This window comes from Jeongeupia chitinilytica (genome assembly GCF_014652315.1).
In the GTDB taxonomy this organism is placed as follows: domain Bacteria; phylum Pseudomonadota; class Gammaproteobacteria; order Burkholderiales; family Chitinibacteraceae; genus Jeongeupia; species Jeongeupia chitinilytica.
Genome location: NZ_BMYO01000001.1, coordinates 504774 through 527165, shown reverse-complemented (window position 1 = coordinate 527165; position 22392 = coordinate 504774). Strand labels below are relative to the sequence as shown.

At 65.4% G+C, this 22392-nt stretch carries 18 protein-coding genes; 10 read left to right on the top strand and 8 right to left on the bottom strand.

All coding sequences use genetic code 11. The features are described from left to right. Positions 1-24: 24 nt before the first annotated feature. Positions 25-1392, bottom strand: a complete 1368-nt coding sequence (locus tag IE097_RS02505) for a tyrosine-type recombinase/integrase (protein ID WP_189458553.1) — start codon at positions 1390-1392, stop codon at positions 25-27. A 486-nt stretch (positions 1393-1878) separates the two neighbouring features. Between IE097_RS02505 and IE097_RS02500 the strand changes: the two genes are divergently transcribed. Next, the gene (locus IE097_RS02500; RefSeq protein ID WP_189458552.1) at positions 1879-2298 is read left to right on the top strand and encodes a VOC family protein; all 420 of its coding nucleotides are present in this window, start codon (positions 1879-1881) and stop codon (positions 2296-2298) included. A gap of 124 nt (positions 2299-2422) precedes the next feature. Here the strand turns inward: IE097_RS02500 and IE097_RS02495 are convergent, their stop codons facing one another. The 4 genes from IE097_RS02495 to IE097_RS02480 form a co-directional block, all read right to left on the bottom strand. Then, entirely contained in the window at positions 2423-3223 is an 801-nt protein-coding gene (locus IE097_RS02495) for an alpha/beta fold hydrolase (RefSeq protein WP_189458551.1), read from the bottom strand. 529 nt (positions 3224-3752) lie between these two features. After that, positions 3753-4811 (bottom strand): YadA-like family protein, encoded by a 1059-nt coding sequence (locus IE097_RS02490; protein WP_189458550.1) that lies wholly within the window; start codon positions 4809-4811, stop codon positions 3753-3755. 142 nt (positions 4812-4953) lie between these two features. Next, positions 4954-5745 carry a hypothetical protein gene (locus IE097_RS02485; RefSeq protein ID WP_189458549.1) on the bottom strand — a complete coding sequence of 264 codons (792 nt, stop codon included), beginning with the start codon at positions 5743-5745 and terminating at the stop codon, positions 4954-4956. Between the two features lie 49 nt (positions 5746-5794). After that, positions 5795-6232 carry a helix-turn-helix domain-containing protein gene (locus tag IE097_RS02480; RefSeq protein ID WP_189458548.1) on the bottom strand — a complete coding sequence of 146 codons (438 nt, stop codon included), beginning with the start codon at positions 6230-6232 and terminating at the stop codon, positions 5795-5797. 226 nt (positions 6233-6458) lie between these two features. On the opposite strand from IE097_RS02480, the gene IE097_RS02475 reads away from it, so the two are divergent. Next, positions 6459-7202 carry a winged helix-turn-helix domain-containing protein gene (locus tag IE097_RS02475; protein WP_189458547.1) on the top strand — a complete coding sequence of 248 codons (744 nt, stop codon included), beginning with the start codon at positions 6459-6461 and terminating at the stop codon, positions 7200-7202. Beyond that, a complete protein-coding gene (locus IE097_RS02470; protein ID WP_189458546.1) occupies positions 7199-7669 on the top strand; it encodes a hypothetical protein in 471 nt (156 codons plus the stop codon). Before IE097_RS02475 ends, IE097_RS02470 begins: the two co-directional genes overlap by 4 nt. A 174-nt stretch (positions 7670-7843) precedes the next feature. On the opposite strand, the gene IE097_RS02465 is transcribed toward IE097_RS02470, so the two are convergent. Beyond that, on the bottom strand, positions 7844-8269 hold the full coding sequence (locus tag IE097_RS02465; protein WP_189458545.1) for a cupin domain-containing protein: 426 nt from the start codon (positions 8267-8269) through the stop codon (positions 7844-7846). Positions 8270-8610: 341 nt separating this feature from the next. Between IE097_RS02465 and IE097_RS02460 the strand changes: the two genes are divergently transcribed. The 3 genes from IE097_RS02460 (at position 8611) to IE097_RS02450 (ending at position 11230) form a co-directional block, all read left to right on the top strand. Then, positions 8611-9198: a ProQ/FINO family protein gene (locus IE097_RS02460; protein ID WP_189458544.1), complete on the top strand. Its 588-nt coding sequence runs from the start codon at positions 8611-8613 to the stop codon at positions 9196-9198. A 146-nt stretch (positions 9199-9344) separates the two neighbouring features. Continuing rightward, complete coding sequence (locus IE097_RS02455; protein ID WP_189458543.1) at positions 9345-10268, top strand: Gfo/Idh/MocA family oxidoreductase; 924 nt, start codon at positions 9345-9347, stop codon at positions 10266-10268. Beyond that, the gene (locus tag IE097_RS02450; RefSeq protein WP_189458542.1) at positions 10265-11230 is read left to right on the top strand and encodes a Gfo/Idh/MocA family protein; all 966 of its coding nucleotides are present in this window, start codon (positions 10265-10267) and stop codon (positions 11228-11230) included. Before IE097_RS02455 ends, IE097_RS02450 begins: the two co-directional genes overlap by 4 nt. A gap of 9 nt (positions 11231-11239) precedes the next feature. Here the strand turns inward: IE097_RS02450 and IE097_RS02445 are convergent, their stop codons facing one another. Beyond that, entirely contained in the window at positions 11240-12055 is an 816-nt protein-coding gene (locus tag IE097_RS02445; RefSeq protein WP_189458541.1) for an alpha/beta hydrolase, read from the bottom strand. Positions 12056-12059: 4 nt separating this feature from the next. Next, positions 12060-13346 carry an MASE1 domain-containing protein gene (locus IE097_RS02440; RefSeq protein WP_189458540.1) on the bottom strand — a complete coding sequence of 429 codons (1287 nt, stop codon included), beginning with the start codon at positions 13344-13346 and terminating at the stop codon, positions 12060-12062. Between the two features lie 389 nt (positions 13347-13735). Between IE097_RS02440 and IE097_RS02435 the strand changes: the two genes are divergently transcribed. The 4 genes from IE097_RS02435 (at position 13736) to IE097_RS02420 (ending at position 22388) form a co-directional block, all read left to right on the top strand. Then, positions 13736-17800 carry a Pls/PosA family non-ribosomal peptide synthetase gene (locus IE097_RS02435; protein ID WP_189458539.1) on the top strand — a complete coding sequence of 1355 codons (4065 nt, stop codon included), beginning with the start codon at positions 13736-13738 and terminating at the stop codon, positions 17798-17800. Continuing rightward, a complete protein-coding gene (locus IE097_RS02430; RefSeq protein WP_189458538.1) occupies positions 17791-18423 on the top strand; it encodes a 4'-phosphopantetheinyl transferase family protein in 633 nt (210 codons plus the stop codon). The genes IE097_RS02435 and IE097_RS02430 overlap by 10 nt, the downstream gene beginning before the upstream one ends. Before the next feature lie 360 nt (positions 18424-18783). After that, positions 18784-21477 (top strand): magnesium-translocating P-type ATPase, encoded by a 2694-nt coding sequence (gene mgtA, locus IE097_RS02425; RefSeq protein ID WP_189458537.1) that lies wholly within the window; start codon positions 18784-18786, stop codon positions 21475-21477. 194 nt (positions 21478-21671) lie between these two features. Next, positions 21672-22388, top strand: a complete 717-nt coding sequence (locus tag IE097_RS02420) for an MgtC/SapB family protein (protein WP_189458536.1) — start codon at positions 21672-21674, stop codon at positions 22386-22388. The last annotated feature ends 4 nt before the right edge of the window (positions 22389-22392 follow it).

Below are 22392 nucleotides of genomic sequence, written 5' to 3'. Positions count from 1 at the left end.
TGTATTTGTCGTGCACCAACCGCATCAGGCACGCGGCAACAGCAGCACATGATTGGCACCCGGATCAGCCAGCAACGCCAGCCGACGCCCCAATAGCTCAAAGGCTGCCTTGCGCTCCGCCATCAACTCTTGGCGCTGATAGGTGCGCGTCACCCTGTTCTTCTCGACGTGATTTTGACATTTGTCGATAACATGAGGCGCCACACCCAGCTCCCCCATCATGGTTGCGCCGGTTCGGCGCAAGTCGTGGCTGGTCCAGTGCCCGTTTTCCAGCACCAAACTCGCCGTTTCCTTTGAACGTCTCGACATGGGCTCTGCATCGGTACGTTGTCTGTCCGCGATCTGCTTAGTCGTGGTTTTGACGCAAATGTGCACGTCGTCGCTTTTGCCAGGCAAAACCCAAACCGGACTCGTCGCCACCTCCTGCAGAGCGCGGAATGCAGTAAGCGCAAACTCGCTGAGGTGGATAACGTGGGTTTCATTGTTCTTGGCGTTCTCCGCCGGAATGCGCCACAGACCGGCCGCCAAGTCCACATGCGACCATTGCGCCCGGCAAACCTCACCCACCCGGCACAGCGTTGCAAGCATGATCTGCACTGCAGCCTTTGCCCTTGCCGAGAGCTTGCTCGCAGGCAAGGCCGACTGCAGCAAATGGCGAAGTTCGCTTTCTGACAAAACACGATCACGCAGTTTCGAAGCATCGCCAATGCGGGTCTTCTTGATCGCCGCAGCCGGATTCTGGCCTTCATCAAGCAAGGCAGTATCAATCGCCCATTTGAAGCAAGCCGCGATATCACCCAAGGTCAGATGAGCGGCTCGACGAGCGCCGCGCGCCGATATCGCCTGCCCGATATTAGCGACCATCTGCCGCGTCACTTCATCGGCATAAACACTAGCAATGGCCGGGAGCACATCTTTCTTGTGCCGACGGATGATTTCAGCTTTGCCACGCAGCGTCTCAACGTGCGCCAGGCGGTAGCGCTCGAAAAGCTCTCCATACGTCATCCGCGCCGCAAGGCGAGCAGCCTCTCGCTCGGCGCTTTCCAGAGCTTCCTTGGCAGCATTCATTGCACGCCTGCGCTCGCTTTCCAGCATTTGGCGCGCCTCGGCCGGGTCGCCCCCCTTGGCCAGTTGCAGGCGACACCACGCCCGCCAGCGGCGAGCGGACAGCAATTTGTGCTCGCCAGACTTGGCCTCCCCGTCTCGCTCGCTCTCGTCCTCGTTCATTCCCAGCACACGCCGCCGCCCCTGAAACTGGTAGCGCATCTGCCAATACGCCCCGCTCGCAGTCACACGCAGCTCAAGACCATCACCGTCCCGCAAATACGCCTCGCGTTTGCCTTCCGGCAGCTTGGCGCTGTCGACTTCTTTGACCGTTAGCTTCTTGACCACCGTCTCTCACTCGCCAGTTTTATGGTTACACTTATGTTTACACATGGCGCGAGATTTTGTCGATCTACCTGAGACAATGTGAGACAAGTGAAATGCATAAATCAAGTATTTATGCGACCTACAGCCGATCTACGAAATACATCGGGACCGCAAGAGACATAAAATACCCTGACTTGTAATCAGGGGGTAGCGAGTTCGAATCCTGGCGCCGGCACCAGTACTATCAAAGGGCCTAGCTTCCGCTAGGCCCTTTGTCTTTTCTGGCTTGTTGGACAACTGTCTGAATAAAGGCCGGTCACTCCACTTCGCTGCCCTTGGCTCGACGCCCTTCATATCCCGCACCCCGGCCACCAACCTGAGCCCACGTCACCGACGTGCAAAAGCGTGTATCCGGACCACCAGAAAAATCAGCCGTCATCCCGATGACAGACGGATGCAGTCATGTCAGAATAGAACGAACGTCCTATTTCAATTGGCGGAGCACGCATGCAGCCTCGTTTAAACCTGATTTTGCTTGGCGTGGACGACATCGCGCGTAGTTCGGCTTTTTATGCCGCGCTCGGCTGGCTGGCCGCGCCGAGTTCGCACGCAGGCTTCGTCAAGATCGATCTTGGCGGTGTGGTGCTCGGCCTGATCGCCCGGCGCGATCTGGCTGATGACGCGGGCCAGCCTGCGTCGTTGCCGTCGCAGGCGGCGCACAGTGCGCTCGTCTACCTGACCCGGCAGCCGGGTGAAGTGGCTGAAGCACTGGCATTGGCGGTGAAACACGGCGGGACGCTGGTCAAACCCGCCACGCAGACCGCTTGGGGAATCGCCGGGTATTTCCGGGATCCCGACGGGCATCTGTTTGAGGTGTGCTACGAAGATGCCTGGGTGTTCGACGACGCCGGGCGCCTGCTGGTCTGAACCGCGATGACGGCACGAGCTTCGTAGTCGCGTCGATGCATGATCCGGCGCCGATTCGAGCGCGCTCGTCGCGTTCTGCGATTGCCGATTTGCAGGCAGGCAACGTTGCGACGCTTTGCCCGAATCAACGCACCGGGGCCACAGCGTTGACCGCGGCTACCACCTTGGCCGGTTGATCCTGCTGGATGTAGTGCCCCGAGTTCGATACGACGTCGACGCGCGATGCCCCGGTCAGGCGGGTCCAGTCCTGCGCCAGCTCGCGGTCGAGCCGGGCAAAGGCACCCTGCTCGATCGCGCCGTACTCGCTGCGCCTCAGCACCCGGGTCGGGATCGCCAGCGGGGTGGCCGCCAGCGCGCCCAGACAGTTTTCCTGTGCATCGAATTCGCGCCGTTCGGTACCGCTGAACGTTGTGGCCCGCAGCGCCGTGAGCACGCCGGCCAGCGCCGGCACGTCCTGCTGCATCCGCTGCCAGTGCGCCGGATACGTGGCGTCCACCAGCACCAGTCCGGCCACCTCCTGCGGGTACAGCCTGGCATAGGCGTACTGATACAGTCCGCCAAGCGAATGCCCGACCAGCACGTACGGCGGCGGCATCCGGGCCGCCAGCAGCAAGGTGTGCAGTTCGCGGGCGATGGTGCAGGCATCACGAGATTCAAGGCTGCTGGCACTGCTGCCATAGCCTGGGCGGTCATAGCTGAACACCGTGTACCGGCTGCTCAACGCCGGCACAACCAGCCGCCACGGGCTGCGGTCATCGCCCAACCCCGATTGCAGCACCACAACCGGCCCCGTCGAACCGGCAATGGCATAGCTGACTGCCGACCCGGCGACCTGTTCGGTACCGGTCGCGGGTAAGGACGTGCACGCCACCAATGTCAACAGACCCGCTGCCATCGATGCAAAACGGCGAAGTCGCAGGCGCATGGCGTAACTCCGGGAAGATATGACGGACAGCCGTCGCTCCCATCTTCACCCCGCCAGATTGAAACCCCGTGACAACGCCGCCGGCACCTGCAAGACCGCACAGACATTGGCCGGAACAATTCCCTGCCCCGGTGTTCAATCTTCACGGATTCGCAATGCGTGCCTGAACGCATTGCTGCAGCATGCCGGCGCTGCCGGTTCGCGGTCCGGCAGCCGGAGGTCGGTAAAGGAATCACGCGGTCCTGCCGGCACAGACTCGGAAAAGCGCGTAGCGGCACTCATATTGCCCCGGAACCGCGTATCCGTCGCGGCGTACCGTACGGCGGCTCGACGCGACGAAGCGATTCCTTCGCAGAGCGGCGTCACCGCCGCCGGATCTTGTGTCGCAGGTACAGCAGCACCAGGTAGATCGCGGCCGGGGGAAATGCCATTGCAACAATGCAGAACAGAACCAGACGCTTGACTCGGGAATCCATGTCTTTCAGCCTTGCCGGCACCGCACACCGACTGCGCCCCGGCCTGAATGCGCTCAGAAGCCCAGCGAGGCCCCGGCAACCACCCCGGCCTGCTCGCCGTCGTACGATGCCGCCAGGTTGACGTCGACCCTCGAAGTGACGTGCGCCATCACTCCCAGCGCAACCGCCGACTGTCCCGCATAGTTGCCGTATCCGACCGAGACGGCACCATGCGGGCCGTTGGCGTAATGCAGGCCGGTCGCGGCCAGCGCACCGGCGATGCCGCGTTCCAGCTTGTCGTTGCTGCTCCGGACTTCGCCGGCCAGCGTGTCGATGCGCTGATCGGTATAGTCGTTGGCCGCTTTCAGCGTCCGGACGTCACCGTCGGCCCGCGCCCGGGCCTCGGTATTGACGGCATTGATCCGGTTGACCACTTCATTGCTGATCCGGATCTGCTCGTTGTCGATCTGCTGCTGCTCGCCCTGAAACAGCCGGGCATTGCGCTGGTCGCCCTGAATCCTCGCCTGGGTTTCAGCGCCCAGGTCGGCATGGAGTTGCCGGTCGGCACCGCGTCGTTGCGTCGCTTCATCGTCCAGTTTCTGCGCATTCAGCGCATCGCCATCCGCCCGCGTTTGTGCTTCCTGCGCAATCCGCCCTGCATTGGCCTGATCCCCCGCCAGGCGCTCGGCCCGTTCGGCACCCAGCTTTTGCGCATTCAGCGCATCGCCGTTCTCGCGATCGATCGCTTCCTGGCCAAGCGCGGCCGAATTGGCCTTGTCACCGGCCTCGCGCAGTGACGCCTCCCGATCCAGCGCCCTATCCTGGCGGCCCTGATCGGCAAACAGCGTCTTGATATCGCCTTGCGACTTGGCCAAGCCATTGCCCAGCGTTTGCAGCTGTTGGTCTTGATGGGTGACTACTTGCTCCAGCACCTGAACGTCGTTGCTGTTATTGGTCGCCTCGCCCTGCAGGTGCAGAATCATGCCGCGATTGTCATTGGCATACCATTGCGTATGCAGCGCCTGCTGGATCAACGAATCCTGCTCCTGTTCATGCGTCGCGGCGCTGGCAGTCGTCACGACGTTCGCGGCGGCATACAGTGCCAGGCAGGCGACGATCCTGGTCGGTTTCATGGTGTTGCTCCTGTTTCACTACACGCGGCGCTCGCCGGCGTAGCCGAATCGTTGGGTCATTCGCAAAGGGAATGAAAGGAAGGGCGCCAATGTCGTGCGCCGGCCGCTCCCTCAAGCGGGCCGGCACACGACCCGGCAAAAATCAGGCGCAGTTGTTCGGCGAAACAACGCGCACGTCGCGGTAGCGGCCGTCGTTGGTAACGACCTGCACGCATTCGCGCGCCGCCTCGTTCCACCAGCTGGTGTAGCTGTTGTGCCAGCCCTTGCGGCCGTCGACGTTGTAGAAGCCGCGCTGGATCAGCTGGCTCTCACCGGACGACGCCCGTGCGCCGATCAGGTCGGCAACGGCGACGAAGTCCTGCCGGTGCCGGCCGTGATGGTCGCGGCGATCATCGTCATCGCGGCCACGCTGCTCGCGGTATTCGGCCAGCCCGGCGTCGTAGCCGGCGTTGTAATCATCGGAACGATCGATATTGTGGCGACCGTCATGATTGCGGCCGTCGGTATAACCCCGTTGGTATTGTTCATCCTTGTGCTGCTTTTCTTCGTCTTTCTGTTTGTGCTTGTTGTGCTGATACAGGGCAATGCCGCCGATCAGCGCCGCGGCCCCGGCGGCAAGCGCGACGCCCGAAACGCCGGCGCTTTTGACGTACTGCTTGCATTCGGCCTGTACCGTGCCGATTGCATCGATATAGCGATCATTCTTTTCGGTTGTCACCACACAATCCTCGCTATTCGAATTCCACCAGCTGACCCAGCGGCGATCGGTCCCCGCCTGCTCGTGGACCTGCTGATAGCCGCTGGACTTCAGCGTCGATTTGGCGTAACTCGAATCCGAACCGACCACGCTGTGCGGATCGAACGAAGCGGAAGCGCTTGCCAGAACCGGTTGAAAAGCAAATACGACCGCCATTACCAATGCACGATGTTTCATCGCCAACTCCTGTCAATTCAATCCCATCAAAAACCGTTCAAACCGGGTGTCAGGTTGAAACACACGCGCTTGACTCAAATACGATGTCGAATCCGGACAAACCGGCATCAAAGCGATAGCCGACGCCATAGACCGTTTGCAGACAACTGCATTGCACATCGACGCGCACGAAAACCCGGCGCAGTCGCACGATCGCCAGGCGCAGCGACGTGGCCGGCTCCTTTCGCCCGGTGAACGCCAGGACTTCCAGCTGCGAACGCGGCACGGTCCGGCCGTTCCTTTCCACCAGCGCACGCAACAACGCGCGCTCCCGCCCGCCCAGATCCAGACTGAAGCGACGCTGTAGTGAGTTCGGCTGGAGCGGCACGCTGACCAGACCCGTTGCCAGTGCAATGCGCAGACCGGATCCGGGGTGGACCAGGTGTGTGGCGAGCACCCGCTCCGTCTCTGTCGCAGCAATCCCAACAACCGCTTTCACGCCCTGCATGAATTCATCTCCCGACACCCCGCAATCCGGCCCGGACCTAGCGGTGCGTCGGAACATTCGTCTTGCTGGCGAATCGACTCTGAGCCAGCGGACATGCCGCGTAAATGGATCAAAAATTATTAAAATTTACGAAAAATCCAATTAATACAGCGCTGTTCGCCCCGATTCCCCTGAGCTATCATCGGGCTCCGGCTTTGAAAGCACCGCGCCGACGAATGCCGGTGTCGTGAATTTCTACGTCAAGGGAATATGCGTGTCAGGATCTCGCTTACTGTTCGGCTCGTTCGAGTTTCAGCCTGAGTTGCGCTATCTGACCCTGCACACACAGTCGCAAACGGAAACCCGGGTGCGCCTTTCCGGTGCAGAAGCCAGAATCCTTGCCCACCTGCTCGACCATCCCGGCCAGATCTGCAGCAAGGACGCACTGGTCGCCATCGGCTGGCAGGGCAAACCGATCAGCGCCAGCTCGCTGGCCGTGGCGATCTCCACCCTGCGCAGGCACTTGCAGACCGTCCCGCCGGAAGTGGAAATCCACAACCAGCCTCGTCAGGGTTACCTGTTGACGCTGCTGGTCGGATTGAAAGCCGAGTTTCGCCCCGCTGCGGTCGAAGCCGTGGCGATACCGGCCCCTGCCGGACCCCTGCACGATCCGCCCCCCGAGGCAGCACCCGCCCCCGCACGGCCCGACACGTCGCCCGTCCTTGCAGCAACACCCGCCAACGATGCGCGGAGATGCCGCTGGCGCGCCATCAATCTGATCTGCCTGGTTTTGCTGTTGGTGACGCTGCTGGTGAGTTATCACGAATGGATTGACGTCGACTGCACGCAGACCAATGGCAAATGGGTGTGTGCGGTCGACAATCACACCCCCCTTTCTGCGCAAACCGGACCGGTGCAATCGGGCAGCGTCGTGCTGATCTCCGGCCGGATGGTGAATGTCGTGAACACGAATCAGCAGGCCCAGCCGTGAAGAAAATCCATTTCATATTGCCGCTGCTGACGCTCGCACTTCTGGGGTTTGTTGTGGTCAACAGCATGGGCTGCAATTACGAAGTATCGATCAATCACCGCGGACTGAAGTATTACGGTGTCTGCCGCGGCGGCACGATAGACATCATCGAATCGGACGAATTGACCGGCACCCGCTGGTCGGTATCGGCAATTCAGATCTCGGTCGCCGATCAATTGATATTCCTGATTCGCGACCGACGAAAAACCCATGAAGGCAGCAGCGACATCCGCCCTCTGGATCCTTATCTGCAATCGCAATGGAAACGCAGCATCGTCAGTTATGCGTGGGTGCCGCTCGACAATAGTCAGGTCGCATTTTTTCAAACCGCGCCGCATCACGACATCTGGATTGGCAAACGCGAAGGCCCGATCAATCTGGTGGATTCCCTGTTTCCCCGCGAGCCGATCGTCGGCGGCAACAACTGAAGCCGGCGACCGGCCGGCAGGGTTCAGGGCACGCCAAGGCCCCGGCCGGGGCCCTGGTCAAAGCAAAGAACGCCCAAGCAGCGTTGCAATCGGCGAAGCTTCACCCTGCCGTGGCATGGATGACGCCGAGCCGAGCAACGGCTCCGCGCGTCGACCCGCGTACGTATCTGCCAGCTACTTCTCCATCACGACATTCCACGGCCCGTCGGCCTGGATGAAGAACACCGCGTCCTCGTTCCCCTCGACCCTCGCCGTGTGGGGCACCTTGTTCGTCAAAGCAAAGTAAGCCCCGGGCCCCAGCCGATAGTCCTTGCCTTCGACACTCAGCGTGATCGTGCCCGACAGCACCGTCACGTAGTGGTCCGCATCGTGATGGTGCCTGGGCGTCACCAGACCGACCGGATACTTCAGGAAGAACCGGCTCCGCTCCTGCTCCATGCGCCCCGAAACCGGCGCCGCAGCGATTCCGTTGCCCAGGTCCTTCCATTGCAGGTCCGTCCACGGCACCACGACGGCCGAACCGGCCCCGACAGCCAGCAACGGCGAACCGGCCATCAAGGCCGTCGAAACCAAAACGACCAGCATGCGTTTGAGTGTCATTCGAGCCTCCTTGCGACAAGGTTGGGCCCATCTCCAGGTCCAGCAGGGTTACTTCGCTGCCAGTAGATATTTAGGAGCTTAGCGCAATGAACAACGCGGTCGTTGCAAGTTCGAGTAGCTGGCTGCTTGCCGGGGACGTCCTCCGTTGTTCATCCCCCGCAAAAGTAGGCAGGTGCCGCTGGCCCGCGCAAGCGCTATGGTATGATCGCCGGTTTCAAAGCCGTCACGCCGCGTTGCGCAGCGATTCGGGAGTCTCCGGATCCGCCCAGCCGTCCGTCCGGCGCCAACCCCGGGCGACGCATCGGGGTTTTTCGTCTGCACTGCGCCTGTCAGGAGGCACCATGACCGAATCTTCGAACCGCAAACAGAAAATGGCCGAGGAACGCCAGGCCGCGTTTGCGCTGCTGGCCGAGCACTGGCCTGCCGTGTTCGATCTCAAGCAAACCAAACCGCTGGCACTGGACACGCGCGAACGCCTGAAGGCCGAGTGCGAGACCAAGGGACTGGATGTGGACAAGATTGCCCGCGCGGTCTTCCTGTGGGTGCGCCGTCCAGCCTATCAGGCGGCGATGGCTGCAGGCGGCCAGCGCTATGCCCTCGACGGCACGCCCAGCGGCGAGATGACCGCCGAACAGCAGTCGCACGCCGCAGCGGTCTCGACGGCTATCAAGGCACGGATCAAGGCCGCCGAGGACGCTCGCCGCGCCGAGCGCGCCAAGGAATACGCAGCAAGGCAGGCCGAAGCACGTCCGGCCCGCAAACCGGCAGAAGGCAACGGCAAGCCGGCGCAACCCAACGCCAAGCGCGGCAAGCCGGCCAGCAAGCCGCGTCCGGCCAAGCCGGCCAGCGCGCCCAAGGCAAGCCAGGCCTTGCCGGATACCGCCATGGCCAACGCCCTCGCCGCCGTGCTCGGCCGCAAATCCTCCTGAGGCGGCTCGGCGCCTCGCGCCGCCTGTGCCTCCCTGCACACGGCAGAACGGCCCTCGCCGTTTTGCCGAGCTTGCAGACCTGATCCCCGACACTGTTCGCTCCCTCTCCTGCCGCGCACAATGGGCCAATCCATCAGGAAACGCTAATGAACAGCACGCGGAACGGCGCCTTGCGCCTTGGCATCATCGGCTGCGGCCCGGGCAGCCACGGGCTGATGTGGGCCGGACAATGGCAGCAGCAGCCGGCACACGGGCTGGTCGCCGCACGTTTCTGGGATGCCGACCCGGCCGTGGCTGCGACGCTGGCGGCAGAAACCGGCGCCAGTCACGCTCTTTCGGCCGACGCGGTCGGCGATGACTGCGACGGCGTCGTCATCACCGGACTCGATCCGCGCGATTACCTGGCCCTTGCCCGTCCGCACCTGCTCGCAGGACGGCGCGTTTTCCTGAACCGGCCCCTGGCCGGCAGTCCGGACGACGCGCGCGAACTGCTCGCCCTCGCCGACCGGCACGGCGGTGCGGTCTACTCGGCGTCGGCCCTCATGCACACCGGTGCGGCCGCGCGGGTCAGGCAGGCACTGACCGAGATCGGGCCGCTGCGTTTTTTCACGCTGACCGGCCCCACCGACACGGCAGACTGGTACCTGCCGCACCTCTACGCCTGCCTGGCCAGTACGCTGGGCACAGGGCTGGAACGCATCGTCCACGCCGAACTGCCCTGCAACGACGGGAACCCGCACCAGCTGGTCGCGCCGGCCAGCACCCTCGTCGAATACGGTGCCGACTCGGCCGTCGGACCGGTGCGCGGTGTCCTGTCCCTGCTGGGCCCGGACAGCGCATGGTACGGCTTCACGCTGAAACTGTTCGGGCAAACACAATCGGCGCCCGAGATCGAATTCGATGTCGGCTACACCCTGCTGTTCGAGGCGATGCGGCGCTTTTTCACCGACGGAACGCGACCGATACCGGCGGATTTGATGCTCGAACAGGTTGACGCTTACTACGCCACGCTGGCCGCGGCACGCACCGGCAAGCCGGTCGCGCTGGCGACGATGAGGAAATCGACATGAACCGTGTGCGTCTCGGATTGATCGGCTGTGGCCAGTTCGGTCTGTTTCTTGCCAGTACCGCCGTCCAGACCGGTCGTACGCGCATCGTCGCCGTCACCGACGTCGACCCGGCGCGCAGCGCCAAGGCTGCGGCACTGCTGGGTGCCCGGGCCTGTGCCGACGAGGCGGCCCTGCTGGCACTGTCCGAGCTGGACGCAGTCCTGATCGCCACACCGCCGGCGCAGCATTGCGACAATGCGGTCCGGGCGGCCGGCGCGGGCAAAGCCGTGTTTCTGGAAAAGCCGATGGCGCTGGGCAACGCCGCCTGCGAGGCGATCAACGCGGCAACCGCCGCGGCAAACGTCCCGCTGATGGTCGGCCACGTGCTGCGCTGGTTCGAGCCCTACCGTGCGATCGCCGACCTCTACCGCGCCGGCCGGCTGGGACGTGCGCTGCACCTGTCGTTCTGGCGTCTGGAGCGCGACTTTCTGAACATCGCGCCGTGGAAAGCCCAGCGCGCCGGTAGTGGCGGCTATCTGTACGAAGTGGCCGCGCACGAGCTCGACTGGTTGCGCACGCTGCTTGGCGAACCCGAGTCGATCGAGACCCAGATCGGCAAGCAGCAACCGTCACCGCACGAGATCGAGGACACCGTCGCGCTGCAGCTGCGTTTTGCCGATGGCGCCAGCGCGCACTACCTCGGCGGAACGGCCTTCCCGGGCAACAGCCATGGTTTCTGCCTGCGGTTCGAGCACGCGACGATCAGCAGCGACGTCGCGTTCGACCCGGCCCGGGTCAGGCTGACGTCGCCGACCGGGCTGACGCTGGACGACCTCGCCTTTTCGGACGCCGACCCCTACCGGCAGGAGCTCGACGCCTGGCTCGACAGTCTGGCCGCCGGGCAGGCAATGCCGGTGACCGGTGCCGACGCCGCGGCCACGGTGCGCCTGATCGAGTCGGCCTACCGCGCCGGCCGCTGGTAAACCCCGCCGTCAGCCGCGCGCGCGGCTCCGCACCTTGACCACCGATGCGTCCAGATCGAGGTGGCGCAGCATTTCGATCGCGACCTGGTCGCGATCGTTGTCGACGCAGATCATGTGGTAGCTGTTTTCCAGCAGCACCATCCGCGCCATCCCGCCCATTTCCCGCACGAGGAATTCGGCCGACCGCGGACTGGTCAGGTCGTCCTCGCGGGCGTGGATGATCAGCGTCGGACTGCGGATCGCATCGAGACCCCTGGCCACCCAGCGCCGCAGCCGGTCGACCTGTTTGATGCACGCCAACGGCACCCACGGATAGTGGAAATCGTCGCCGCGCTCGAACTTGGCCTTGACGATGCTGCGCACCAGATCGTTCTTGACGCCGAACGGCTCTTCCTCGGCGATTTTCATGCCGCGGGCGAAGTACGGTATCCGGTAAACGATGTGGCGGAAGATCCAGTACCACGGCGTCGCCCAGCCATCGAGAAACACCGGTGGCGCCAGCAGCACGAGCTTGCCCGACGGCTGCGCGATCCGCTTCAGCGCTTCGACCGAAATCAGCGAACCGAGGCACATGGCGACGACGTGCAGCGTCTCGTGCTGTGCCGCCAACTCGCGGTAGCGTGCCTCGACCGTGTCGACCCAGTCCTCGGCCCGCACGTCGAGCAGGTCTTCGGGCTTGCCGCTGTGCCCCGGCAGCGTCAGCGTGTGCGCCTCGACGCCGGCACGCTTGAGGATCTTGTGCAGCGAACCGAGGTCGTACTGCGTGCCGCCCAGTCCGTGGACCAGCAGCACCCCGACCGGGTTGCGGGCTTCGGTGGCGTCCATGCGCTCAGCCCTGCTCGACACCGTGCTCGTCAAGACGCAACAGACCATCGATCCGGTAGACGGTATCGTCAAAGTCGATCACCGGCGCACCGATGTCCTGCAGCATCACGTAGTCGTTGTATCCGGTCAGGAAGCGGAAACGCTGGGTCAGCGCACCCGTATCGCCGTTGCCGCGCTGCTCGGCGTAGGCCGCGACACGCGCACGATCGTCCGGATGCACGCGTTCGAGAAACGCGGCCAGCGTCGGCAGGTCGGCCGGCGCAAGACCGAGCAGCTCGTCCAGCGGCCCGGCCCACACCGCGTTGCCGTTGCGCGGATCGACCTCGTACATCAGCTGGCGGGTGCCGATCAGCATGCCCTCCGACCGAACCTTCCACGCCAGCGCCTCGCGCAGCGCCTCGTCCCGGCTGGCGTTCATCGCCGCCATCAGCAAGCCGAGCAGCGCCGCAGCGCCCAGATAGAGCTGGACCTCCAGCAAGGGATTGCCGAGCAGGCCGGCCGAGGCGGCAAACGGGCCCTCGCCCTGATAGGTATTGAGCCCGGCAATGCCGGCCAGCACGACCAGTGCCAGCGTCATGCCGCGGCGCTGCCAGGCCATGGCGATCAGCACGACGAACAGCAGTGGCAGGTAGGAAAGCTCGTACTTGGTCGATTCGAGCACCATGGTCGCGGTCGGGCCGTCAAAGGCCAGCTCGGCCGACACGATCAGCGCGACAAAGCCCAGCAGCCCCTGCCAGGCCGTACGCCGCGGGGCTCCGGCCGAGCGCGCCGGATGGAAGCCGGCCCAGGCGATGACCAGCGGTGCGCCGATCAGCGCGCCGACACCGTCCGAGATCGCGAAAACCAGCGGATTCAGCCGGCCCGACACGAAGCCCAGACCGTGCAGCGCCGCAATCGACACGTAGGCGCCCGCAATGCAGCCGACGAGGACCAGCAGCACGAACCAGAACAGGCTGGCCGGCTGCGTAAGCGATGCCGGTTCGTCCACCCTGCGCCGCCATGCACCGGCGATGCCGGCCATGATCAGCAGGTTGATCACCGACAGCAGCAGCGACACCGCCAGCGGCCGGTCGTGCAGCAGTGCCATGCCGGTGTGCAGCGCCACGGCCACCAGCGCCCAGACCGGCCACTGCCGGTACGGCGCAAGCATCAGCGTACCCAGCAGAATGCCGGCCGCCGGCCAGACGATAGTCGAATGCGTGACCGGATCGCGCGTGCTCATGCTGAACAGCGCCAGCAGTCCATAGACGACGACGAAGAGGACAAGTCGGGGCAACGAAGGCATGCGCATGCGGGTCTCTACCGGAAGTGGAATCGCCCGGCTGCCGTCACGGCAACGCGGGTCTTTTGAAGATGGCCAGTATCGTGGCAGACGGCAATCACTTTCGCACGCCCGACACGGCGATGCGCGAAAGGCGGCCATCGTCGCCGGCCCGCGCGGGCTTGCCAAGCGGCACATTCACGCTGCATGCCCTGCCGTGTCCGGCGGCCCTGCGCCGTCACACCGGTGTACCCGCCGTTACGTGGCCGTACGTATTTCTCCGTTTCCGACGTCAGCGCAACAGCGCACCGTGCGTTTTAGCAGTGGCCCGGGGCGCGTCAGCAGGATGATGCGACCATGGCGTGCTCCCGCTCGCCAAGGGGCCGCACTTACACCGCAAACTGCACGAGACCCAGACGATGAAGCCGGAATTCGACCAAGCCGTACACGCCGCATGGCACGCCCGGGGCCCGCAACGGCCGGAGCTGCTGTGCGACGAAACGCTGCCGGACCTGCTTGAGACCACGGCAGCCCGCCATCCCGACAAGATCGCGCTGATTTGCGACGACCGTCAGCTCAATTACGCCGAGCTCGACCGGCTCAGCGCCCTCGCCGCCCACCACCTGCTCGAAACCGGACTCGAACCCGGCCGCATCGTCGGCCTGTGGCTGCCACGCGGCATCGACCTGCTGGTGATGCAGGCCGCGATCACCAAGGCAGGCGGTGCCTGGCTGCCGTTCGATGCGGACACCCCGGTCGACCGGATCCAGACCTGTCTGGAGGACGCCGATGCCGCCGGCCTCGTCAGCTGCGACGCGCTGATGCCGCAACTCGCCAGCCTCGGCCTGCCGGTGTGGACCGCCGAGGCGCTGCAGCGCCGGGTCGACGGCACCTTGCGCCGCCGCAACGGCCATACGCCCGAACACACCGCTTACGTGATCTACACCTCGGGCTCGACCGGCAAGCCCAAGGGCATCGCCATCAGCCAGCGCAGCATCTGCCACTTCCTGCGCAGCGAAAACGCCGTCCTCGGCGTACGCGGCGACGACAAGGTCTATCAGGGTTTCTCGGTCGCCTTCGACATGTCGTTCGAGGAAATCTGGATTTCCTATCTGGTCGGCGCCACCCTGTGGCTGGCGCCGAAAGCCATCGTCGCAGACCCGGACGCGCTGCCGGCAGCGCTGCAGAAACACGGCATCACCGTGCTCCATTGCGTGCCGACGCTGCTGGCGCTGTTCAGTCACGACGTGCCCAACCTGCGCATCATCAATCTCGGCGGCGAAATGTGCCCCGACACGCTGGTCGAGCGCTTCGCCACGCCGGAACGCCAGCTGTTCAACACCTACGGCCCGACCGAGGCCACGGTCTCTGCCAGTCTGGCGCTGCTGAAGCGCGGCTCGCCGGTCACCATCGGCAAGCCGCTGCCGAACTACGGCCTGCTGGTGATCAACGAAGCCGGCGACATCGTAGCTCCCGGTGAAACCGGCGAGCTGTGCATCACCGGGCCCGGTGTCGCCGCCGGCTATCTCGGCCGGCCCGAACTGACCGCGGAAAAATTCGTCACCCCGGTCTGGGGCGAGCGCATGTACCGCACCGGCGATCTGGCGCGCATCGACGAGGCCGGCCAGGTGCACTGCCTCGGCCGCGCCGACGATCAGGTCAAGGTGCGCGGTTTCCGCGTCGAACTGGGCGAGATCGAAGCCGCACTGGCGGAGCAGCCGAATGTCGGCACCGTCGCCGTCTCGCTGAAGCCGGTGGCCGGCATCGACCAGCTGGTCGCCTATCTGGTCGCCGACGGTCCGCTCGGGAGTCGGATCGATGCGGGCGCCCTGCGTCAGGCACTGCGCGAAAAGCTGCCGCCCTACATGCTGCCGGCGCTGTTCGTCACGCTGCCGGCCATGCCGCGCCTGCTGTCGGGCAAGATCGACCGCAAGGCACTCAAGGCGCTGCCGGTGACGTTCGAGGCCCGCAGCGGCGAATCGGACGAGCCGAGCGGCGAGGTCGAAACCGCACTGTTCGCCGCGCTCGGCCAGCTCTTTCCGGGCCAGCCGCTACGCTTTGCCGACGACTTCTTCGCCGACCTCGGCGGCCACTCGCTGCTGGCGGCACGGCTGATCTCGGCGCTGCGCAAGGCCCCGCAACTGGCGACGGCGTCGGTTCAGGACGTCTACCAGCACCGCACGCTGGGTGCGATCGCCGCGGCGCTGTCGGCCAAGGGGACAACGCAGGCCGGCCCGACTCGCACGCCGCGCCGGCTGACGACCCGGCCGCTGGCCCGCGCGCTCTGCGGCGCGGCGCAGCTCGCCGCGCTGCCGGTACTGATCGGCCTGCGCATGCTGATGTGGCTGGTGCCTTTCCTCGTCTACCACGTGATGACCGGCGGACCGGGCGACAGCGTGCCGCTGGCGGTGCTGACTGCGATCGGCGCCTACATCGCTGCCAACGTGCTGAGTTTCGCCGTGCCGGTCGCAGCCAAGTGGCTGCTGCTCGGCCGCGTCAGGCCGGGCCGCTATCCGCTTTGGGGCGGTTTCTACTTCCGCTGGTGGCTGGCGGACCGGCTGACCGATCTGCCGCCCAAGCACCTGCTGTCGAACTCGCCGCTGCACCGTGCATACCTGCGGCTGATGGGCGCGAAGATCGGCTTCGATGCCCAGCTCGGCGCCATCAACGTCCGTGCACCGGACCTGCTGCACATCGGTGCCGGCGCCAGTGTCGGGGCGTCGGTCAATCTGGAGAACGTCCGCGTCGACGGCGAAGAGCTCGTCGTCGGGTCCATCGTCATCGGCGAGCGCGGCTACGTCGGTTCGTACTGCGCAATGCACGAGGATTGCGTCGTCGGCACGGCGGCTCGGCTCGACGGCCTGTCGGCACTGCCGCCGGGCGGCCACGTGCCGGCCGGAGAAGTCTGGCAGGGCTCGCCGGCGCGCCGCACCGGCACGGTCGACGCGAACCGCCTGCCACCGCGCCCGGCGCACGGCCGGGGCGCCGCCGCGTTCGAGCTGGTGCTGCACTTCGTCTGCGCCGCGCTGGTGTCGGCAGTGTTCTTCCTGCCGGTATTCCCGAGCTTCATGCTGATCGACGTCGTTGACGGCAACTGGCTCGACCTGACCCAGAACCACGCACCGGCGGTGCTGACGTTCGCGTTCTACCTGCTGCTGGCACTGCCGGCGAGCGCGGTGCTGGTCGCGATGACGGCCTGCGTCGGTGCGGCATTGCGCTGGTTGGTGCTCGGCCGGCTGAAACCCGGCCGCTGGAGCGTGCACAGTGCGCTGTACCACCGCAAGTGGATTGCCAACCTGGTGCAGGAATCGAGTCTCGCCGTGCTGCACGGTCTGTATGCGACCGTCTATGCGCCGTGGTGGTACCGGATGCTCGGCGCCAAAGTCGGCCGCAACGCCGAGATCTCGACCGCGATGGGCGTCGTGCCGGACATGCTGACACTGGGTGACGAGACCTTCATCGCCGACGCGGTGATGCTCGGCGACGAGGAAATCGATCAGGGCTGGATGAGCATCAAGCCGACGGTGATCGGCCACCGCAGCTTCGTCGGCAACGGTGCCTACGTACCGGACGGCACGGTGCTGCCCTCGGGCGTACTGGTCGGCGTGCAGTCGCGTGCCCCGGCCGAACCGCGCAGCGGCGACACCTGGATGGGCTCGCCGCCGATGCTGCTGCCGGCGCGCGAACAGACCCAGGGTTTCCCGGATTCGCTGACCTTCCACCCGCCGGTCTGGCGCCGCATCGCCCGTGGCGCGATCGAGGCACTGCGCATCGTCTTGCCGACGTCGGTGATCATCGCCGCCGGCTACCTGATGGTGACCATCGTCGAGCCGTATGCCGAGCTCAACCACTGGGGTACCGTCACCGGCCTGCTGTGCCTGTTCGGCCTGCTCTACGGCATCGGCACCTTTGCCTTCGTCGCGGCGCTCAAATGGCTGCTGATCGGCCGCTACCGGCCGCGCGCGGTGTCGATGTGGACCCCATTCGTCTGGACCAGCGAAGCGATCACCAACGTCTACGAATCGATCGCCGTACCGAACTTCGTCAACTACCTGCGCGGCACGCCATGGCTGCCGTGGGCCTTCCGCGCGCTCGGCGCCAGGGTCGGCCGCAACGTCTGGCTAGACACCACCGACATGACCGAATTCGACTGCGTCGAACTCGGCGACGGCGTCGTGCTCGGTGCCGCCTGCGGCCCGCAGACCCACCTGTTCGAAGACCGGGTGATGAAGATCGGCCACGTGCGGATCGGCGCCGGCGTCCATGTCGGCACGCGCTGCACGGTGCTGTACAACGGCAGCGTCGGTGCCGATGCCGAACTCGGCCCGCTGACGCTGGTCAGCAAGGGCGAGGACATCCCGGCCGGCACGCGCTGGATGGGGTCGCCGGCCGGTCCGTGGCCGTCGGGCGCCGTACAGTTCGCACCGCAAACCACGGCGGCAACGCCCCGCCCGCAGGCGCAACAGGAGCCCGCGTGCGCGTAGCGCTGTTCGACGAGGTAATGGCGCGACTTGCGACAAGAGACCGCCCGCCGCATGGCACCCCGCCGCATGGCACTCCGCTGCTGGCCCTGCTGCCGGCCGCCGCCGACCGGCGCGACGCCCGTGTCGGGACACGCGGGGCCGCCTGCGCACTGGCCGCCGCGTGGTCGGGCCAGCCACACGCCGACTACCTGCGGCCGGACCGCGTGCCGCAGATCGTCGCCGGCGACGCGCGCTTTCACGTCAGTCTCGCCTACGGCAATCACGCATCCGGCAACGGCTGCGCGCTGATCGCACTGGCGCCGGTGACCGGACACGGCATCGCGGCGATCGGCGTCGACCTGTGTCCGATCGCGCTACCGGATGACTGGGACGACGTCGCCCGGCTCTACCTGCCGCCGGCCAGCCACGCCGCCGTGACGGCTGCGCCCCTCCCGGAACGTGCCGGTACCTTCGCCAGCGTCTGGTCGGCACTGGAAGCCTGCAACAAGGCCGCGCATACCGACCTGTGCGAATGGCATCCGTCGTTGACCGCCATTCACGACACGATCACCACCTTTTCGCTGGTATTGCCAAGCGATTACGCGCGCGGCTGGCGCGCAACACTGGCGCTGCGGCCAGCGTGAATTTTCCCGTTACGGCCGCATGAGGGGTGGACAAGCCCCGCGTTGCGGGCGTACCTTCCGCCGGTCTTTTTGAGATGGAGTTCCCTCGTGGAAAGTGGTTCTAGTTGCCGATCCTGCATCGGTCGCTAGCGGCGAGGTCAACGCAGGTCTTCCCCTGCTGCTGCCCTTGCCGATCTGGCGGGTAGTGGCGTCTTCCGGGCCCGACGGGTCCGTTCTTCTCCCTTCCTGAATTCTGTTCGTTCGTGACGTTCACGACGATGCCCTTGCGCGTCCGGCGCCAGTCCGGCACGCCTTGCGTCGCCGTGCGTTCACGACCCGTCGAGCCGGGCCGCCTGCGCGCGTCCCGGTCGGGGAAGTCGTATGCGTTTTCTCAAACTGCGCGTTCTCGCGCTCCTGCAAAAGGGCCTGTCGGCCCGCCAACTGCGCCGGCTGGCGCTGCTCGACCTGCTGCGCGGCCAGGCGGTCGGCCAGACGGTCTCGTCGCAACTGTCCGAGCGGCTGATCGCCCTCGCCCACCTCGTGCCGGTCGCGGCGCTCAAGCGGCTCGGCAGCCGCACCGACGGCCTCGCCTCCGATGCGGCCGAAGCCAAACGCGAACGCACCGGCCCGAACGAGGTCGAGCACGAAAAGCCGATGCCGTGGTCGACCCACCTGTGGCTGTGCTACCGCAATCCGTTCAACGTGCTGCTGACCGTGCTGGCGCTGATCTCGGCGGCGACCGACGACATGAAGGCGACCGTCGTCATCGCCACCATGGTCGGCATCTCGACGGTGCTGCGCTTCGTCCAGGAAAAGCGCTCGAACAGCGCCGCCGACCGGCTCAAGGCCATGGTCAGCAACACCGCGACGGTGCTGCGCGACGGTGTCCGGCTGGAACTGCCGATTCGTGACTTGGTGCCGGGCGACATCGTCCAGCTCTCGGCCGGCGACATGATTCCGGCCGACCTGCGCGTGCTCGCCGCCAAGGACCTGTTCGTCAGCCAGGCCGCGCTGACCGGCGAATCGCTACCGGTCGAGAAGTTCGCCGACCAGCCCGACCCTGCCGAACGCAACCCGCTGGCGCTGGCCAACCTGTGCTTCATGGGCACCAACGTCGTCAGCGGTTCGGCCACGGCACTGGTGATCGGCACCGGCAACCGGACCTATTTCGGCGCGCTGGCCGAGAAGGTCACCGCGCAGGACCGCGCGCCGACGCAGTTCCAGGCCGGCGTGAACAAGGTCAGCTGGGTGCTGATCCGCTTCATGTTCGTGATGGCGCCGCTGGTGCTGTTCATCAACGGCTTCACCAAGGGCGACTGGACCGAGGCCGCGCTGTTCGCGCTGTCGATCGCCGTCGGTCTGACGCCGGAAATGCTGCCGATGATCGTCACGTCGACGCTGGCCAAGGGCGCGGTGGTACTGAGCCGCAAGCAGGTCATCGTCAAGCGGCTCGATGCGATCCAGAACTTCGGCGCAATGGACATCCTCTGCACCGACAAGACCGGCACGCTGACGCAGGACCGGATCGCGCTCGAACGCCACACCGACGCGTGGGGCGAGCGCTTCGATACGGTGCTCGACATGGCCTACCTGAACAGCGCCTACCAGACCGGGCTGAAGAACCTGCTCGACGTTGCCGTGCTCGAACACGCCGAGCTGCAGGCCGAGTTCGACACCGACCACGGCTGGGAAAAAGTCGACGAGGTGCCGTTCGATTTCGTCCGCCGCCGGATGTCGGTGGTGGTGAAGCAGCGCGACGCGCAGCAACTGCTGATCTGCAAGGGCGCGCTCGAGGAAGTGCTCGCCGCATGCACGCACGTTCGTCACGGTGACGAGACGCTGCCACTCTCGGCCGGCCTGCTGACGCGGATCCGCGACGTCGCGGCCGGGCTGAACCGCGAAGGCCTGCGCGTCGTCGCCGTTGCCAGCAAGCCGGTCCCTCTGGACGTGACGAACTATGGCGTCGCCGACGAGCGCGAACTGGTGCTCGCCGGCTACATCGCCTTCCTCGATCCGCCGAAGGAAAGCACCGCACCGGCGCTGAAGGCGCTGAAGGCCGTGGGCATCGACGTCAAGGTGCTGACCGGCGACAACGAACTGGTGACGCTCAAGGTCTGCCGCGAGGTCGGGCTGACGGTGAACGGTGTCGTGCTCGGCGACAGGATCGATGCGATGAGCGACCTGCAGCTGTCGGTCGTGGCCGAAGCCGCAACGGTGTTCGCCAAGCTGACGCCGATGCACAAGGAGCGCATCGTCCGGCTGCTGCGCGAGCGCGGCCACGTCGTCGGCTTCATGGGCGACGGCATCAACGACGCGCCGGCGCTGCGTGCCGCCGACATCGGCATCTCGGTCGATTCGGCCGTCGACATCGCCAAGGAAGCCGCCGACCTGATCCTGCTGGAAAAGAGCCTGATGGTGCTCGAACAGGGCGTGACCGAAGGCCGCAAGACCTTCGCCAACATGCTCAAGTACATCAAGATGACCGCCAGCTCGAACTTCGGCAACGTGTTCAGCGTGCTGGTCGCCAGTGCCTTCATCCCGTTCCTGCCGATGCTGCCGATGCACCTGCTGGTGCAGAACCTGCTGTACGACATCTCGCAGATCGCCATCCCGTTCGACAACGTCGATGACGAGCTGCTGCAGAAACCGCAACGCTGGAACCCGGACGAACTGACGCGCTTCATGGTGTGCTTCGGGCCGATCAGCTCGATTTTCGACATCCTGACCTTCGTGCTGATGTGGAAGGTGTTCGGCGCGAACTCGCCCGAGCACCAGACGCTGTTCCAGTCCGGCTGGTTCGTCGTCGGCCTGCTGTCGCAGACGCTGATCGTGCACATGATCCGCACCCGCAAGATCCCGTTCATCCAGAGCCGCGCCGCATGGCCGCTGCTGGCGATGACGGCGGCGATCATGGCGATCGGCATCTTCCTGCCGATGGGCCCGCTGGCCGGCTACTTCAAGCTGCAGGCGCTGCCGCTGTCCTACTTCCCGTGGCTGATCGGCATCCTGCTCGGCTACATGGTGCTGACGCAGTTGATCAAGGGCATCTACGCCCGCCGCTACGGCTGGCAATGAAGCTCTGCGAATGAAACGCTGCTGGCGGCGTTGTGCGCACTCGCCGTACTGAACGTACAGTCTTCGTGCACACGCCTTGCCAGCACCGCTGCGCTGCGTTTCATTCGCAGCGCCCCGCAGAGACTGTCATCAAACATCCACATAATGAAGAACAACGGCGCCTGATCCGCGCCGTTTTTCCATGGAGCCTGCCGATGCAAGCCATCATCCAGTTCAACCTGCCGGCGCTGCTCGATTCGCTAGTCAGCCTCGTCACCGCCTTCGTGCTCGGTTCGGTGATCGGTTTCGAGCGCCAGTACCGGCAGCGCACCGCCGGGCTGCGCACCAACACGCTGGTCGCCGTCGGCGCGGCGATCTTCGTCGACATGGCCTACCGGCTCGACGGCAGCGGCGGCGCGGTGCGCGTCGTCGCTTACGTCGTGTCCGGCGTCGGCTTCCTCGGCGCCGGCACGATCATGAAGGAAGGGCTGAACGTGCGCGGCCTGAACACCGCGGCGACGCTGTGGGGTTCGGCCGCGGTCGGTGCCTGCGCCGGCGCCGATCTGATCGCCGAAGCGGTGCTCGCCGCCGCTTTCGTGATCGCGTCGAACACACTGCTGCGCCCGGTGGTCAACCGGATCAACCGGCTGCCGATCGACGACGCGCGCAGCGAAGTCACCTACCAGCTGTGCATGATCGTCGCCGACGACCGCCAGAAGCAGATGCTGGTCGAACTCGAAGCCCTGCTCGAGCAGGCCGACTACCCGCTCGGTGACCTCGAGATCGAGCCGTTCGGCGACGACGACGTCGAGATCACCGCGACACTGCAGTCGACCTCGGTCGATTCGCGCGAACTCGAGCGGATCAGCACGCTGCTCGTCGCCCGCCCCTATGTGAAGCAGGTGTTCTGGAACGCCAGTACGACCGAGTGACCGC

Excerpts from the sequence above, each read along its gene's own strand:
- IE097_RS02435 (WP_189458539.1), top strand. The coding sequence starts at position 13,736 with ATGAAGCCGGAATTCGACCAAGCCGTACACGCCGCATGGCACGCCCGG.
- IE097_RS02455 (WP_189458543.1), top strand. The coding sequence starts at position 9,345 with ATGAACAGCACGCGGAACGGCGCCTTGCGCCTTGGCATCATCGGCTGC.
- IE097_RS02440 (WP_189458540.1), bottom strand. The coding sequence starts at position 13,346 with ATGCGCATGCCTTCGTTGCCCCGACTTGTCCTCTTCGTCGTCGTCTAT.
- IE097_RS02465 (WP_189458545.1), bottom strand. The coding sequence starts at position 8,269 with ATGACACTCAAACGCATGCTGGTCGTTTTGGTTTCGACGGCCTTGATG.
- IE097_RS02480 (WP_189458548.1), bottom strand. The coding sequence starts at position 6,232 with ATGCAGGGCGTGAAAGCGGTTGTTGGGATTGCTGCGACAGAGACGGAG.
- IE097_RS02460 (WP_189458544.1), top strand. The coding sequence starts at position 8,611 with ATGACCGAATCTTCGAACCGCAAACAGAAAATGGCCGAGGAACGCCAG.
- IE097_RS02490 (WP_189458550.1), bottom strand. The coding sequence starts at position 4,811 with ATGAAACCGACCAGGATCGTCGCCTGCCTGGCACTGTATGCCGCCGCG.
- IE097_RS02495 (WP_189458551.1), bottom strand. The coding sequence starts at position 3,223 with ATGCGCCTGCGACTTCGCCGTTTTGCATCGATGGCAGCGGGTCTGTTG.
- IE097_RS02485 (WP_189458549.1), bottom strand. The coding sequence starts at position 5,745 with ATGAAACATCGTGCATTGGTAATGGCGGTCGTATTTGCTTTTCAACCG.
- IE097_RS02500 (WP_189458552.1), top strand. The coding sequence starts at position 1,879 with ATGCAGCCTCGTTTAAACCTGATTTTGCTTGGCGTGGACGACATCGCG.
- IE097_RS02420 (WP_189458536.1), top strand. The coding sequence starts at position 21,672 with ATGCAAGCCATCATCCAGTTCAACCTGCCGGCGCTGCTCGATTCGCTA.
- IE097_RS02445 (WP_189458541.1), bottom strand. The coding sequence starts at position 12,055 with ATGGACGCCACCGAAGCCCGCAACCCGGTCGGGGTGCTGCTGGTCCAC.
- IE097_RS02450 (WP_189458542.1), top strand. The coding sequence starts at position 10,265 with ATGAACCGTGTGCGTCTCGGATTGATCGGCTGTGGCCAGTTCGGTCTG.
- mgtA (WP_189458537.1), top strand. The coding sequence starts at position 18,784 with ATGCGTTTTCTCAAACTGCGCGTTCTCGCGCTCCTGCAAAAGGGCCTG.